Source organism: Pseudomonas sp. MS15a(2019) (assembly GCF_013277805.1).
Taxonomy (GTDB): domain Bacteria; phylum Pseudomonadota; class Gammaproteobacteria; order Pseudomonadales; family Pseudomonadaceae; genus Chryseomonas; species Chryseomonas benzopyrenica.
This window is the reverse complement of record NZ_VBTN01000014.1, coordinates 186,129-201,003: the sequence shown is the minus strand read 5'-3', so window position 1 is coordinate 201,003 and position 14,875 is coordinate 186,129. Positions and strand designations below refer to the sequence as shown.

Sequence of the window (14,875 nt, the reverse complement as noted above, 5' to 3'; positions counted from 1 at the left end):
TGCCTGGTGAACGGGCCGCCTGAGCGGCCCGTCGGCCATCAGGCGTCGCGGTTGCGGGTCAGCAGCGCGGGCTTCTCGCTGCGCGGCCGGCTTGGCATCTCTTCCAGCTGCTCCAGGGTCGGCAGGCGATCGGCACGCGACGGCTTGTGCACGATCTTCGGCTGCGGCTTGTTCGACGCCCGCTCTTCCGTGGCATAGGCGCGTGGCTCGCTGGGCGCGGCTTCATAGGGCCGGGCGGCACGGGGCTGGCCGTTCTGACCACGACGCTTGCCGGGCTGCTGCTGTTGCTGGCTGCGCGGACCGCGGGCAGCGCCCTGGCCTTGACCCTGACGGGGCTGGCCCTGGCCGCCGGTCGTGGCGGCGCGCGGCGCGTTGCCGCCGTTGCCACTGCGCGGACCCTTGCGGCCCTTGCCCTGGTAGGGACTCACGTAGTCGACGCTGTTGCCGAAGTTGTCGTAGGCGTCATCCAGAAATTCTTCCGGATCACGATTGCGCGGCTGCTGCACAACGGCCTGGCTGGGTTGCGCATTGGCCTGACCGGCGTCATCGCGATCGCGGCGGTCGCGACGATTGCGGGAACGACCCTTGCGCTCGCCCTCGGGCTGGGCGCCGGACTGCTCGCTACCGGCGGCCTTGCCTTGGTTCTGGCCCTGATTCTGGCCTTTGCCTTCGCTGCGCGCCGGCTTGTCGGCCTTCTTCTGGCGATTCTGCTGCGGCTTGCCACGGGGTTCGCGCGGGGCGCGCACTTCCGGCTGCTCGGGCGGCACGGACTGCGGATCGAAGCCCTGCATGTCGCCATCCGGAATGCTCTGCTTGGTCAGGCGCTCGATGGCCTTGAGCAGCTTTTCTTCGTCCGGCGCCACCAGCGAGATGGCTTCGCCACTGCGACCGGCCCGGCCGGTACGGCCGATGCGGTGCACATAGTCTTCCTCGACATTGGGCAGCTCGAAGTTGACCACGTGGGGCAACTGGTCGATGTCCAGGCCGCGGGCGGCGATGTCGGTGGCGACGAGGACGCGAACCTCGTTGCTCTTGAAGTCGGCCAGGGCCTTGGTGCGGGCATTCTGGCTCTTGTTGCCATGGATCGGCGCGGCCGGCAGGCCATGCTTGTTCAGGTACTCGGCGAGACGGTTGGCGCCGTGCTTGGTGCGGGTGAACACCAGCACCTGTTCCCAGGCACCCAGGGTGATCAGGTGGGCGAGCAGGGCGCGCTTCTGGTTGGCCGGAATGCGGAACAGCCGCTGTTCGATGCGCTCGACGGTGGTGTTCGGCGGGGTAACCTCGATCCGCTCGGGATCCTGCAGCAACTTGCCGGCGAGGTCGGTGATGTCCTTGGAGAAGGTGGCCGAGAACAGCAGATTCTGGCGCTGCGCCGGCAGGCGGGCCAGGACCTTCTTCACGTCATGGATGAAGCCCATGTCGAGCATGCGGTCGGCTTCGTCCAGCACCAACACCTCGACGGCGGACAGATCGACGCTCTGCTGACCGGCGAGGTCCAGCAGCCGACCCGGGCAGGCGACGAGGACATCGACACCCTTGGCCAGGGCGGTGACCTGCGGCTTCAGGCCGACGCCACCGAAGACGCAGGCGCTGCGCATGGGCAGGTCGCGGGCATAGACCTTGAAGCTGTCGTGCACCTGAGCCGCCAGTTCGCGGGTCGGCGTCAGTACCAGCACGCGGGGCTGCTTGGCCACATAGTGGTGACCATCGGGATGACCGTTGGGGAACAGGCGCTCGAGCACCGGCAGCGCGAAGCCGCCGGTCTTGCCGGTGCCGGTCTGGGCAGCCACCATCAGATCGCGACCCTGCAGGACGGCCGGAATGGCGCGTTGCTGAACAGGCGTGGGATTCGTGTAGCCAGCGTCTTCCACGGCGCGGGCAAGGGCCTCGGAGAGACCGAGGGAAATGAAGGACATGCGGGGTTCCTGTCTCTGTCGGCGTCCCGCCGACGTGGGGGCGCGGTTGCGCTGCCGGTTGACGTCCGAAAGGTTTCGGACGTCTCGCCCACCCTCATCATCCTGCGCTGGATGAAGAGTCGGGCGATGACCGGTAGCGGTAATCACGATTGGGCGAAGTCGCCGCCAGTTCGCCTGGCCGACTTCAAAAACCGAGGTTTCGCCAGATGGCGATACACGGCTCCGCTTGGTTCAGGGTGTAGAAGTGCACACCAGGTGCCCCGCCTTCGAGCAGTCGCTCGCAGAGGGCGGTCATGACTTCTTCGCCAAAGGCCTGGATGCTCTGGGTATCGTCACCGTAGGCTTCCAGTTGCTTCCGCAGCCAGCGTGGCAGTTCAGCACCACAGGCATCGGAGAAGCGTGCCAACTTGCTGTAGTTGGTGATCGGCATGATGCCAGGGATCACCGGGGCTTCGACTCCCAGTTTGCGGACACGTTCCACAAAATGGAAGTAGCAATCGGCGTTGAAGAAGTACTGGGTGACCGCGCGGTCAGCACCGGCCTCCATCTTGTACACGAAATTGCGCACGTCGTCCGTAAAGCTGCGCGCCTGCGGATGGGTTTCCGGATAGGCGGCGACTTCGATATGGAAGTGATCGCCGGTCTCCTCGCGGATGAAGGCGACCAGATCGCTGGCATAGCGCAATTCGCCACCGCCGGACAGGCCCATGCCGGACGGCAGGTCGCCGCGCAGGGCGACGATGCGGTTGATGCCGGCTTCCTGGTACTGCTGCAGCAACTCGCGCAGCTTGGCCTTGCTGTCGCCGACGCAGGAAAGGTGCGGCGCGGTCGGTACCCCGACCTCGTCGTTGAGCTGGCGCACGGTGCGATAGGTGCCGTCGCGGGTGGAACCGCCGGCGCCGTAGGTGCAGGAAAAGAACTCCGGCCCGTGGCCCGCCAGCTGCCGCGCCGTGGCGATCAGCTTCTCGTGGCCCGCTTCGGTCTTGCAGGGAAAGAATTCGAAACTCAGACTGGGTTTCACGGCGTCTCTCTCGTGAGCAGCCTCCCGCTCCGGGGAGCGGGAGGCTTGGCCATCAGTAACGGTAGCTGTCGGGCTTGAAGGGGCCTTCCTGGGTCACGCCGATGTACTTGGCCTGAGCCTCGGTCAGGCGGGTCACCACGCCACCGAAGCCCTTGACCATTTCCAGCGCCACCTCTTCGTCGAGCTTCTTGGGCAGGACCATGACGGTGACGTTGGCGGTCTTCTCGGCGACCGGCAGGTCGGCGAACTTCTCCTGGTACAGGTGGATCTGCGCCAGCACCTGGTTGGCGAAGGAACCGTCCATGATGCGGCTGGGATGGCCGGTGGCATTGCCCAGGTTCACCAGACGGCCTTCGGCCAGCAGGATCAGGTAGTCGTCGTTGGTCGGATCGACGGTCAGGCCGGTGCGGTGGATCTTGTGCACCTGCGGCTTCACCTCTTCCCAGCCCCAGTGCTGGCGCATGAAGGCGGTGTCGATCTCGTTGTCGAAGTGACCGATGTTGCACACCAGGGCACGCTTCTTCAGTGCCTTGAGCATGTTGGCGTCACAGACGTTGACGTTGCCGGTGGTGGTGACGATCAGGTCGATCCTGCCCAGCAGGGCGCGATCCACGGAGGCTTCGGTGCCGTCGTTCAGGCCGTCGACATAGGGCGAGACCAGCTCGTAGCCGTCCATGCAGGCCTGCATGGCGCAGATCGGGTCGACTTCCGAGACCTTGACGATCATGCCTTCTTGGCGCAGCGAGGCAGCCGAACCCTTGCCCACGTCGCCGTAGCCGATCACCAGCGCCTGCTTGCCGGACAGCAGGTGGTCGGTGGCACGCTTGATGGCGTCGTTGAGGCTGTGGCGGCAGCCGTACTTGTTGTCGTTCTTGCTCTTGGTGACCGAGTCGTTGACGTTGATCGCCGGGACCTTGAGGGAGCCGTCCTTGAGCATGTCCAGCAGGCGGTGCACGCCGGTGGTGGTCTCTTCGGTGATGCCGTGCACGCGTTCCAGCACCTGGGGGTACTTGTCGTGCAGGATCTGAGTCAGGTCACCGCCGTCGTCCAGCACCATGTTGGCGTCCCAGGGCTGGCCATCCTTGAGGATGGTCTGCTCGATGCACCACTCGTATTCGGCTTCGGTCTCGCCCTTCCAGGCGAACACCGGGATGCCGGCGGCGGCGATGGCGGCGGCGGCCTGGTCCTGGGTGGAGAAGATGTTGCAGCTGGACCAGCGCACTTCGGCGCCCAGGGCCACCAGGGTCTCGATGAGCACGGCGGTCTGGATGGTCATGTGGATGCAGCCGAGGATCTTGGCGCCGGCCAGGGGTTGTTCACCGGCGTACCTGCGCCGCAGACCCATCAGGGCGGGCATTTCCGATTCGGCGATGATGACTTCGCGACGACCCCAGTCGGCCAGGGAGATGTCGGCGACCTTGAAATCGTTGAAAGCGGCAGGCGTGAGGACAGCGCTCATTGAAGAGTCTCCATTCGTTAGGTGCGAATGGGCGCCGTTGATGCGTTCTGATAACGCTCCGCTCGAGCCTGACAACGTCTGGCGTCATGCCCGCCGAGGGTCCGCGCCAGCGGCGGGTTGGCTAGGATGGGATAACGCAGCGTGCTGCAGCGCCCCTCGAACGGAAGGCGGAGCGGCCTGGTGGCCGCGATGCGCGGGCAGTATAACGAGGATCGCGATAAACCCAAAGGGTGGCGCTCTGCCTCAGGTCCGGCGGAATCTACCGTGCGCACCCCGATCTGATGCTCAACCCCCCCGGAAATTCAAGGAGCCCTGATGAACTTCCATACCCGCAAGTGGGTGAAACCCGAAGACCTCAACGCCAATGGCACCCTGTTCGGCGGCAGCCTGCTCAAGTGGATCGACGAGGAGGCGGCGATCTACGCCATCGTGCAGCTGGAAAATCCCAAGGTGGTGACCAAGTACATCTCGGAGATCAATTTCATCAGCGCCTCGCGTCAGGGCGACATCATCGAACTGGGCATCACCGCCACCGAGTTCGGTCGTACCTCCATCACCCTGAGATGCGAGGTGCGCAACAAGATCACCCGCAAGAGCATCCTCACCATCGACAAGATCGTCTTCGTCAACCTGGACGAGGAAGGCAATCCGGTGCCCCACGGCAAGACCCGGATCACCTACGTCGAGGACAGGTTCAAGGACTCGCCCTGAGCCCCCCACGGGTCACGTCCAGTCGGCGCCGCTCGGCCCAGTAGAGCAGCAGCTCGCGCAGCTGGGAGAGTTCGATCGGCTTGCCCATGTGGCCGTCCATGCCGGCCTCCTGGGCGCGATCCTTGTGCTCGGCGAGGATATGGGCGGTCAAGGCCACCACCGGGGTGCGCGAGCGGTGATTCTGCTGTTCCCAGGCGCGTAGCCGGCGGGTGGCGCCGAAGCCGTCCAGCAAGGGCATCTCGCAGTCCATCAGGATGAGGTCATAGGTGTTCTGCTGGAGCTTTTCGAAGGCCTCCAGGCCGTTGCTCACGGTGTCAGGTTCGACCCCGAGTTTCTTGAGCATGCCGCGGATCACCTTGACCGAGATACTGTTGTCTTCGGCCACCAGCACGCGGAAGTCGCTGGGAATGCCGCTGGGCTGTTCCTGGGGCTCGGGTTCGCTGACCCGCTGGCCGCGGCGCGACAGCTCGTCGGCCAGGGTGGCCCTGAGGGTATAGCCGGCCACCGGCTTGGCCAGCACCCGCTTGATGCCGGCGTTGCGGGCGATGACCTTGCTCGGCGCATTGCTCAGGCCGGTGAGCATGATCAGCAGCAGGTCGTGGTTGAGATTCTCGTCTTCGTTGATGCGCGCGGCGAGCTGCATGCCGGTCATGCCCGGCATCTGCTGGTCGAGCAGCACCACGTCGAAGTATTCCCGCAGGTGCGACTGGGTGCGCAGCAGGGCCAGGGCCTCGCGCCCGGAGGCTGCGGTGACCGCCTGCATGCCCCAGGCGCTGCACTGCTGCTGCAGGACCTTGCGGCACAGTTCGTTGTCATCGACCACCAGCACCCGCACGTCCTGCAGCGGATAGTCGCTGTCGCCGCGCGACAGCACCAGGGCCTGGGCCGGGATGGGCAGGCTGATCCAGAAGCTCGACCCCCCCTCGGCGTTGTTCTGGATGCCGAAGTCGCCCTGCATCAACAGCACCAGCTGGCGAGCGATGATCAGGCCGAAATCCAGGCTGTCGGTATCGCCGGTGAGGAAGTCGCGGCTGTTGAGGTGGGTGGACAGCAGCTGGCGACTCAGCGCCGCGTCCAGCGGGGTGCCGCTGTCCTGCACCGAGATGCGCAGGCGCGGCGCCTGGCCGGTGGCCTCTTCCAGGGAGATCACCAGCAGGATCTCGCCTTCTTCGGTGCGCTGGAAGGCGTTTTCTAGCAGGTTGAGCAGGATCTGGCGCAGGCGGGTGGGATCGCCGATGAAGCGCCGGGGTACCTGGGGCTGGATGAAGCTGAGCAGTTCGACGCGGTGTTCCTCGGCGCGGGGCCGGAAGATGTCCAGGCAGTCGTCGAGCAGGGCATTGAGGTCGAAGGTGACCTCTTCCAGTTCGATCTGGCCGCTTTCCAGGCGGGTGATGTCGATGATCTCGTTGATCAGATTGAGCAGCTCGGCGCCGGCGCTGTGAATGGTCTGCACATAGTCGCGCTGCTTGGCCGACAGAGCGGTGCCCTGCAGCAATTCGGTCATGCCCAGCACGCCGTTCATGGGGGTGCGGATCTCGTGGCTGATGCGCGAGAGGAATTCGGCCTTGCCCTTGAGCTCCGCATGGTTGGCCACGCGATCACGGGTACGGGTGAAGTGCTCTTCGCGCAGGTAGCGGCGGCGCTCCTCCAGGGCCAGGGTGAGCAGGATGCCGCTGAACATGCAGCTGGCGATCAGGCCGCGGCCCATCCACACCGGGGGGTTGGCATAGCCGGCCAGAATCGGCAGCGCGATCAGCCCGGCCAGGGCCAACAGGGCACAGCTCACCACCAGCAGGCGGGCATAGCGGGCGCCCTGGTGCCAGCGCTCCACGGCGATGCCCAGGCAGGCGAGCAGGGCCAGGCCGTTGACGGCCATCAACCAGTCGCCGACGTAGATATCGCCGGCGGCGATGCGACCCACCGCGGCCAGGCCGACCACGGCCAGCAGGACTCTGACCAGCTGACGCATCCAGGGTGGCAGGCGCCGCCAGCCAAAGAAGGCGCCGATCAGATTCAGCCCGGCGGCGCTGCAGGCCAGCACCGACAGATCGGTCAGCAAGGGCGCCTGGCCCTTGAAGCTGCCGAGCAGGAACTTGCTCAAGCCGAACAGGTTCAGCGCCACGCCCACCAGCATCACCAGCAGCAGGGTCAGGGCACTGGTGGCACGACTGCGGTGATAGAGCAGCTGGACGCCGTTATACAGCGCCAGCATCGCCAGGCAACCCAGCAGTACGCCGAACATCACCAAGCGGTGAGTGACCTCGGCTTCGGCACTGCTGCTCAGGGTCAGGGCGATCCGCAGCGGCTGGGGCGATTCGAACCTCAGGAAGAGGTCGAGCGGCTCATCGCTGTGCGGAATCGGAAAGACGAAGTCGCGACTGAGCTGCTGCGGATTGAGCAGCGGTCGCGACAGGCCATCGCGGATCTCGCTGAGCAGTTGAGCGTCGCGGTAGGCGAAGAAGTCGAGATAGCCCACATTGGGCGAAATGATGCGCAGCAGACGCTGTTGGGTATCTGGCTGGATGCGGGTGTGCAGCCAGAGCGCGCCGGTGCCGGCGGGGCGGTGGGCCTTGGCGGCGGTCAGCGGCTTGAAGGCGGACAGGCGGTCGCGGACGTCGTCGAGCGAGAATTCGCCGGTGACGTCCTCATACTGCGCCCAGCCCGCATCCGGCGTGTTCTCGGCCTGTACGGAATTGGCCACCAGCAGCAACAGCAGCCAGCTGATCACAAAGCCTATGGCGATCCAGAGCCGGTGCACGAGAGTTCCCTTCGCGAATGCGGACGTCGAGTATAGATCAGCTAGTCACGTCTGTTGACGTAACAGTGTAACAGGCTGATCCCTTGGGCGAGCTTCACTGTCGCTCGCGAGCGATGGCGCGGTAGCCGATGTCGCTGCGGTGGAAGCAGCCATTCCAGGAGATTTCCCGGGCTAGCACAGAGGCGTTCTGCTGGGCGGCGGAGACCGTTTCGCCCAGGGCCGTGGCGCACAGCACCCGACCGCCGGCCGTCACGACCTGACCGTCGCGCAGGCTGGTGCCGGCGTGGAACACCTTGCCCGGCAGGGCCGCGGCAGCTTCGAGACCGGCGATGGCATCACCCTTGGCATAGTCGCCCGGGTAGCCGCCAGCGGCCAGGACGATGCCCAGGCTCGGGCGCGGATCCCAGCAGGCTTCGATCTTGTCGAGGGCCTCGGCCAGGGCGGCTTCCACCAGCAGCACCAGGCTGGACTGCAGGCGCAGCATCACCGGTTGGGTCTCGGGATCGCCGAAACGGCAGTTGAATTCGATGACCTTGGGCGCACCGCTCTGGTCGATCATCAGACCGGCGTAGAGAAAACCGGTGTAGACATTGCCTTCGCGGGCCATGCCGGCCACGGTGGGTTCGATGATCTCGCGCATGACCCGGGCGTGGACCTCGGGGGTCACCACCGGCGCCGGGGAGTAGGCGCCCATCCCGCCGGTGTTGGGGCCGCTGTCGCCGTCGCCGACGCGCTTGTGGTCCTGGCTGGTGGCCATGGGCAGCACGTGCTTGCCGTCGACCATGACGATGAAGCTGGCTTCCTCGCCGTCGAGGAATTCCTCGATCACCACCCGTGCACCGGCATCGCCGAAGGCGTTGCCGGAAAGCATGTCACGCACGGCGTCCTCGGCTTCGGCCAGGGTCATGGCGACGATCACACCCTTGCCGGCGGCCAGGCCATCGGCCTTGATCACGATGGGCGCACCCTGCTCGCGCAGATAGGCCAGGGCCGGCTCCACCTCGGTGAAGTTGGCATAGGCGGCGGTGGGGATCTGGTGCCGGGCCAGGAAGTCCTTGGTGAAGGCCTTGGAGCCTTCCAGCTGGGCCGCGCCGGCGGTGGGGCCGAAGCAGGGCAGGCCGCGGCGGCGGAACAGATCGACCACCCCGGCCACCAGCGGCGCCTCGGGACCGACGATGGTCAGCTCAACGTTGGCGGCGGCGAAGTCGGCCAACTGGTCCAGGGCCAGGACGTCGAGGGCGACGTTCTCGCACTTGGCCTCGGTGGCGGTGCCGGCGTTACCGGGGGCGACATAGACCTTGGTGACCCGCGTGTCCTGGGCGACCTTCCAGGCCAGGGCGTGTTCGCGACCGCCGCTGCCGATGATGAGTACGTTCATGAAGCTTTCCTCTGGGCGGACTGCATGTGGCCATCCGCCGTTGACGATGGAGTCGACGCCGAAGGCCCGATGCCTTCGGCGGAGCGGGCCTTAGTGACGGAAGTGGCGCATGCCGGTGAAGACCATGGCGATGCCGGCTTCGTCGGCGGCGGCGATGACTTCGGCGTCGCGCATGGAGCCGCCCGGCTGGATCACCGCGGTGATGCCATTGGCCGCGGCGTTGTCGATGCCGTCACGGAAGGGGAAGAAGGCGTCCGAGGCCATGACCGCCCCGGCCACGGCCAGACCGGCGTGTTCGGCCTTGATGGCGGCGATGCGTGCCGAGTTGACGCGGCTCATCTGGCCGGCACCGATACCCACGGTCTGCTGACCCTTGGCGTAGACGATGGCATTGGATTTGACGAATTTGGCCACCTTCCAGGCGAAGATCAGGTCTTGCAGCTCCTGCTCGCTGGGCGCGCGCTGGGTCACCACCTTGAGGTCGTCGGCGGTGATCATGGCGATGTCGCGGCTCTGCACCAGCAGACCGCCGTTGACGCGCTTGAGGTCCAGGCCGGGCTTGCGCTCGGCGGGCCATTCGCCGCATTCCAGCAGGCGGACGTTGGCCTTGGCCGCCACCACCTCGCGGGCCTCGGCGCTGACGCGCGGGGCGATGATCACCTCGACGAATTGACGTTCGACGATGGCGCGGGCGGTCTCGGCGTCCAGTTCGCGGTTGAAGGCGATGATGCCGCCAAAGGCCGACTCGCTGTCGGTGGCATAGGCCAGTTCATAGGCCTGGCGGATGTCGCTGGCCACGGCCACGCCGCAGGGGTTGGCGTGCTTGACGATGACGCAGGCCGGCGCGTCGTAGCTCTTCACGGTTTCCAGGGCGGCGTCGGTGTCGGCGACGTTGTTGAAGGACAGTTCCTTGCCCTGCAGCTGGGTGGCGGTGGCCACGCAGGCTTCGCTGGCGTGCTCGACATAGAAGGCGGCCTGCTGGTGCGGGTTCTCGCCGTATCTCATGTCCTGCGCCTTGATGAACTGGGCGCTGAAGGTGCGCGGGAAGGCGGCGCGGCCTGCGGTGGACAGGGTCTCGGCCTGCTGGTCGATGCTGCCCAGGTAGTTGGCGATCATGCCGTCGTAGGCGGCGGTGTGCTCGAAGGCCTTGAGCGCCAGGTCGAAGCGCTGGGCATAGGTCAGGCCGCCGGCCTTGAGGTCGTCGAGGATGGCCGCGTAGTCGCTGGCATTGACCACGATGGCGACGTCCTTGTGGTTCTTGGCCGCGCTGCGGACCATGGTCGGCCCGCCGATGTCGATGTTCTCGATGGCGTCGGCCAGGCTACAGCCGGGCTTGGCCACGGTGGCGGCGAAGGGGTAGAGATTGACCGCGACCAGGTCGATCGGACGGATGCCGTGTTCGCTCATCACCTCATGGTCGACGCCACGACGACCGAGGATGCCGCCGTGGATCTTGGGATGCAGGGTCTTGACGCGACCGTCCATCATCTCCGGGAAGCCGGTGTAGTCGGCGACTTCCACCGCCGGGATGCCTTCGTCGCGCAAGAGCTTGTAGGTGCCGCCGGTGGACAGGATTTCCACGCCGATGGCCGCGAGTTCACGGGCGAAGTCGACGACGCCCGTCTTGTCGGACACGCTGATCAGCGCACGGCGGACGGGGAGGCGAGAGGTCTGGTCGGTCATGGTCATGTCCATCAGGAGGAAGAAGACCGCCGGTCAAGCCCCCTGGGCCGCCGGCGAGGAGGCGGATCAGAGCAGGTCGTACTGCTTGAGCTTCTTGCGCAGGGTGCCGCGATTGAGCCCGAGCATCTCCGACGCCTTGGTCTGGTTGCCCTTGACGTAATTCATCACGCTTTCGAGCAGGGGTGCTTCCACTTCGCAGAGCACCATGTTGTAGACGTCGGTCACCGGCTGCCCATCGAGGTGGGCGAAGTAATTGCGCAGCGCCTTTTCCACGCTGTCGCGCAGCGTCTGGCCTTCCTGCAGGGGAGCGGTCAGGTGCTGCTTGAGGTCGCCGTTGTCACTCACGGGCGCTGTTCCAGTCAAAGTCTCGGTCATCGAATTCATGCCACCTGCTTCCCGGTCGGGGGCTGCGCGAAGAACGCGCGAATGCTGGCGTGCTGGGCTTGGGTGTCTTGCAGTCGGTTGAACTGGGCGCGCGATTCCGCGGCGCCCGGCCGGTCGGCCAGGTACCAGCCGACGTGCTTGCGGGCGATGCGCACGCCCATTTCCGGGCCGTAGAAGGCGTGCAGGGCGTCGAGGTGCTCCAGCAGGATGGCCTCCACCTCCGCAGCGCTGGGCGCCGCCAGGTGTTCGCCGGTCGCCAGGTAGTGGGCGATCTCGCGGAAGATCCAGGGCCGACCCTGGGCGGCGCGGCCGATCAACAGGCCGTCGCAGCCGGTGTGTTCGAGCACCTTGCGGGCCTTTTCCGGGCTGTCGATGTCGCCGTTGGCGAACACCGGGATGCCGACCGCCTGCTTGATGGCGGCGATGGTGTCGTACTCGGCGGCGCCGAGGAACCGGTCGTCGCGGGTACGGCCATGCACGGCCAGGGCCTGGATGCCGGCCGCCTCGGCCAGCTGCGCGATGCGCAGGCCGTTGCGATTGTCGGGACTCCAGCCGGTGCGGATCTTCAGGGTCACGGGCACGTCCACTGCCGCCACCACGGCGGCGAGGATCTCGGCCACCAGGGCCTCGTCCTTCATCAACGCGGAGCCGGCGGCCTTGTTGCAGACCTTTTTCGCCGGACAGCCCATGTTGATGTCGATGATCTGGGCACCCAGTTCGACATTGCGCTGGGCCGCTTCGGCCAGCATCGCCGGATCGCCGCCGGCGATCTGCACCGAACGCGGTTCCTGCTCGCTGGCGTGGATCAGGCGCAGCCGCGACTTGCGGCTGTCATAGAGCCGCACGTCACTGGTCACCATTTCCGACACGGCCATGCCGGCGCCGAGTGCCAGGCACAGGCGCCGGAAGGGCAGGTCGGTGACCCCGGCCATGGGCGCGAGAATCAGCGGATTGGGCAAGGTATAAGGGCCGATGCGTACCATCGACATATCTTTTTCCCTGGCGAATAGGCGACTGTTCCGCCTGCGCCGGAAACCGGCCGCGGACAGGGGCTGCTGTGCTTGAAAAGGGTTGGGAATGATACCCGCTCGCCGCCTCGGGATAAAGCGCGAGTTGGCTAGTTTATGAGCAATTCACCCTGGGGCTACTCCGGCGAGAAGAAGCTCAGACTGTAGTTCACCGCCCGCGGGCCGGGGTCGAGAATGTCCAGCGCGATGTGGATCGGCGTCTGCGGCGGCATCTCGTCCTGGCCTTTCAGTTCGCCATTCAGGTATTCGCCCGGCTTGAAACGGCGGCTGGCGAGCAGCTGGCCGTTGAGGTCGGCGAAGCGCAATTCCAGCATCGGAAAGGGCTGCGAGAAGGGCGCCCGGTTGTAGAGGATGGCATCGACGCGCAGGGCGCCGGAGAATTGCGGATGGCTGCGCACTACCAGGTTGCTGCTGCGGATCTGCTGGACATCGACCTTGGACGGCACCTTGCAGCCCAGGCTGGCACAGGCCTGGACGAACAGCGGGCGATAGCTGTCCTGCCGTGCGAGTTCGTCGAAGTGGTAATAGACGTACTGGCCGGCCAGGCCGAGCAGTGCCAGCAGGCAGAGCAGTAGCCACAGCAGGCGGCGCCCCCAGTGTGGGCGCTGCTGGTGACTGTCCAGTTGCAGCGGTTCGTCGTGCAGGTCCAGCAGCGGATCGTCCTGCCATTCCGGCTCGCTGCGCAGGACGCCCGCGGACTTGGCCGCCGGCGCCTCGTCGTCGCGGTCGCGGTCGGCGCTGAGAGGTTCGGCTGCGGGCTCCTGCCAGTCGTCGAGGCGGCCCAGGCCGGGTTCGGCGCGTTCGTCTTCGTCGGCCTCGACCCGGCCGAGTGCCGGCTCCTGGCGCTCGGCCGGGGCGGCGGTGAGGGGCGCGGGCGGCGTGGCCGGGGCCGGTTTCAATGGGGTGCGCAGGGCCGTGAGCGGGGCCGCCGGCGCGACGGCAGGCAAGGGGCTGATGGCCGGCTCGGGCTCGGGTTCCGATGCGAATGCAGGTTCCGGCGCAAGCGCTGGTTCCGGTTCGGCGGCGGTGAGGGGCACAGACAGCGGTTCGGGCTCGAACGCCACTTCGGGCTCGGTCGGCAGGCGCAGGGATTCCGGCTCGGGTTCGCGTGCGGCGGATAGGGCGCCAAGCGAAGGCAGCGCGAAGGCCTCCTCGTCTTCCTGGAGGCGGCGGGCAGCCAGGCCTTGGGCCGGTGCCGGTTCTTCCCGCGGCGTGGTGACGGCAGGCGGCGCGGCGATGGCGGGAGGCGCAGTCGGCGCGCGGCGCTGTTCTTCCAGGGCGCCCAGGCGAGCAACCTCGGCGTCCAATTCCAGATGGCTCAGGTCCAGTTCGTCATGGGGCCAGGCCGCTTCACTGGGCGTCGGCGCCGGCATGGGCGGCGCGGGCACGGGTTCCGGTGCCGTCAAAGGCGCGGCCTGATTGCTGGCGTTGAACACTTCCAGGCAGACGCCACAGCGTACGTCGCCATCCGCGGCGGCCAGGTGTTCCTGGGTGACGCGGAAGCGGGTATGGCAATGCGGACACTGGGCGACGAGGGATTCAGTCATGGCGAGGCGACAGCCAGGGAATTTAAGCGCGCTAGTGTACCCGAAGGCCCAGGCGAAAGAAGGGGCTCCACCGGGCCGCCGGGTAAGCGGCCTGGTGGAGCCTTGGCCGATCAGCGGCGGCGGGTCCCGCTGATGCGCACCCAGCCGTCCAGGGTGGCGGTGGGCTCCAGGTCGAAGCAGCCGGCGTAGGCGGCGCGCACGTCCTCGGCCTGCTCGGCGAGGATGCCGGAAAGCGCCAGGCGCCCGCCGATGTGGGTCAGACGGGTGATTTGCTCGGCCAGGCCGACCAGCGGACCGGCAAGGATGTTGGCCACCACCACGTCGGCCGGCTCGTCTGGCAGATCGGCGGGCAGATAAAGCGGAAAGCGTGCCGGGTCGATGCCGTTGCGATTGGCGTTCTCCCGCGAGGCTTCCAGGGCCTGGACGTCGATGTCGGTGCCCACGGCGCGCTCGGCGCCCAGCAGCAGGGCGGCGATGGCGAGGATGCCCGAGCCGCAGCCGAAATCCAGCACCTGCCGACCTGCGACCGGTTCGCCGTCCAGCCATTGCAGGCACAGCGAGGTGGTGGGATGGGTGCCGGTACCGAAGGCCAGGCCCGGATCCAGCAGCAGATTGACCGCCTCGGGTTCCGGGGCCTCGTGCCAGCTGGGCACGATCCACAGCCGCTGGCCGAAGCGCATGGGCTGGAAGTTGTCCATCCAGCTGCGCTCCCACTCCTGGTCTTCCAGGCGCTCCACCTCGTAGGTCAGGCCGTTGGCCAGCAGCTGCACGCGCTGTTCCAGGGCCGCGGCGTCGGTGTCGCCTTCGAACAGCGCCAGCAGGTGGGTCTGGGACCACAGCGGGGTGGTGCCCAGATCCGGCTCGAAGATCGGCTGGTCCTCGGCGTCCATGAAGGTCACCGAGACGGCGCCCAATTCGAGCATGAGGTCTTCGTAGGTTTCCGCCTGAGCGGGGGTGAGGGCGAGGCGGACTTGCAGCCAGGACATGGTG

The 14,875-nt window shown here is 66.7% G+C and carries 11 protein-coding genes and 1 riboswitch; of the genes, 1 reads left to right on the top strand and 10 read right to left on the bottom strand.

All coding sequences use genetic code 11. From position 1 onward, the window contains the following. Window positions 1-38: 38 nt before the first annotated feature. The 3 genes from FEZ61_RS20870 to ahcY form a co-directional block, all read right to left on the bottom strand. A complete protein-coding gene (locus FEZ61_RS20870; protein ID WP_173150297.1) occupies window positions 39-1,916 on the bottom strand; it encodes a DEAD/DEAH box helicase in 1,878 nt (625 codons plus the stop codon). Between the two features lie 184 nt (window positions 1,917-2,100). Then, window positions 2,101-2,937: a methylenetetrahydrofolate reductase [NAD(P)H] gene (metF, locus tag FEZ61_RS20865; RefSeq protein WP_017641067.1), complete on the bottom strand. Its 837-nt coding sequence runs from the start codon at window positions 2,935-2,937 to the stop codon at window positions 2,101-2,103. A 52-nt stretch (window positions 2,938-2,989) separates the two neighbouring features. Then, the gene (ahcY, locus tag FEZ61_RS20860) at window positions 2,990-4,396 is read right to left on the bottom strand and encodes an adenosylhomocysteinase (RefSeq protein ID WP_173150295.1); all 1,407 of its coding nucleotides are present in this window, start codon (window positions 4,394-4,396) and stop codon (window positions 2,990-2,992) included. A gap of 22 nt (window positions 4,397-4,418) precedes the next feature. Beyond that, a riboswitch (S-adenosyl-L-homocysteine riboswitch) is annotated at window positions 4,419-4,560 on the bottom strand. 151 nt (window positions 4,561-4,711) lie between these two features. Here ahcY and FEZ61_RS20855 point away from each other — a divergent pair. Next, window positions 4,712-5,107 carry a hotdog domain-containing protein gene (locus tag FEZ61_RS20855; RefSeq protein ID WP_017641065.1) on the top strand — a complete coding sequence of 132 codons (396 nt, stop codon included), beginning with the start codon at window positions 4,712-4,714 and terminating at the stop codon, window positions 5,105-5,107. Here FEZ61_RS20855 and FEZ61_RS20850 read toward each other — a convergent pair. The 7 genes from FEZ61_RS20850 to prmA form a co-directional block, all read right to left on the bottom strand. Then, window positions 5,091-7,865 (bottom strand): response regulator, encoded by a 2,775-nt coding sequence (locus tag FEZ61_RS20850; protein WP_173150293.1) that lies wholly within the window; start codon window positions 7,863-7,865, stop codon window positions 5,091-5,093. The two genes, FEZ61_RS20855 and FEZ61_RS20850, sit on opposite strands and share 17 nt — an antisense overlap. A 94-nt stretch (window positions 7,866-7,959) precedes the next feature. Further along, window positions 7,960-9,243 (bottom strand): phosphoribosylamine--glycine ligase, encoded by a 1,284-nt coding sequence (gene purD / locus FEZ61_RS20845; RefSeq protein ID WP_173150291.1) that lies wholly within the window; start codon window positions 9,241-9,243, stop codon window positions 7,960-7,962. Between the two features lie 90 nt (window positions 9,244-9,333). Continuing rightward, a complete protein-coding gene (purH, locus tag FEZ61_RS20840) occupies window positions 9,334-10,926 on the bottom strand; it encodes a bifunctional phosphoribosylaminoimidazolecarboxamide formyltransferase/IMP cyclohydrolase (RefSeq protein WP_017641062.1) in 1,593 nt (530 codons plus the stop codon). Window positions 10,927-10,992: 66 nt separating this feature from the next. After that, the gene (gene fis, locus FEZ61_RS20835) at window positions 10,993-11,310 is read right to left on the bottom strand and encodes a DNA-binding transcriptional regulator Fis (protein ID WP_026083845.1); all 318 of its coding nucleotides are present in this window, start codon (window positions 11,308-11,310) and stop codon (window positions 10,993-10,995) included. Then, a complete protein-coding gene (dusB, locus tag FEZ61_RS20830; RefSeq protein ID WP_026083844.1) occupies window positions 11,307-12,299 on the bottom strand; it encodes a tRNA dihydrouridine synthase DusB in 993 nt (330 codons plus the stop codon). The genes fis and dusB overlap by 4 nt, the downstream gene beginning before the upstream one ends. 155 nt (window positions 12,300-12,454) lie before the next feature. Beyond that, window positions 12,455-13,885: a DUF3426 domain-containing protein gene (locus FEZ61_RS20825; protein ID WP_017641060.1), complete on the bottom strand. Its 1,431-nt coding sequence runs from the start codon at window positions 13,883-13,885 to the stop codon at window positions 12,455-12,457. 110 nt (window positions 13,886-13,995) lie between these two features. After that, on the bottom strand, window positions 13,996-14,871 hold the full coding sequence (gene prmA, locus FEZ61_RS20820) for a 50S ribosomal protein L11 methyltransferase (protein WP_068384981.1): 876 nt from the start codon (window positions 14,869-14,871) through the stop codon (window positions 13,996-13,998). Between the last annotated feature and the right edge of the window lie 4 nt (window positions 14,872-14,875).

What these genes read in the sequence shown, in the direction of transcription:
- FEZ61_RS20855 (WP_017641065.1), top strand. Translation starts at nt 4,712, where the DNA reads ATGAACTTCCATACCCGCAAGTGGGTGAAACCCGAAGACCTCAACGCC.
- fis (WP_026083845.1), bottom strand. Translation starts at nt 11,310, where the DNA reads ATGAATTCGATGACCGAGACTTTGACTGGAACAGCGCCCGTGAGTGAC.
- prmA (WP_068384981.1), bottom strand. Translation starts at nt 14,871, where the DNA reads ATGTCCTGGCTGCAAGTCCGCCTCGCCCTCACCCCCGCTCAGGCGGAA.
- dusB (WP_026083844.1), bottom strand. Translation starts at nt 12,299, where the DNA reads ATGTCGATGGTACGCATCGGCCCTTATACCTTGCCCAATCCGCTGATT.
- FEZ61_RS20870 (WP_173150297.1), bottom strand. Translation starts at nt 1,916, where the DNA reads ATGTCCTTCATTTCCCTCGGTCTCTCCGAGGCCCTTGCCCGCGCCGTG.
- purD (WP_173150291.1), bottom strand. Translation starts at nt 9,243, where the DNA reads ATGAACGTACTCATCATCGGCAGCGGCGGTCGCGAACACGCCCTGGCC.
- FEZ61_RS20825 (WP_017641060.1), bottom strand. Translation starts at nt 13,885, where the DNA reads ATGACTGAATCCCTCGTCGCCCAGTGTCCGCATTGCCATACCCGCTTC.
- ahcY (WP_173150295.1), bottom strand. Translation starts at nt 4,396, where the DNA reads ATGAGCGCTGTCCTCACGCCTGCCGCTTTCAACGATTTCAAGGTCGCC.
- purH (WP_017641062.1), bottom strand. Translation starts at nt 10,926, where the DNA reads ATGACCGACCAGACCTCTCGCCTCCCCGTCCGCCGTGCGCTGATCAGC.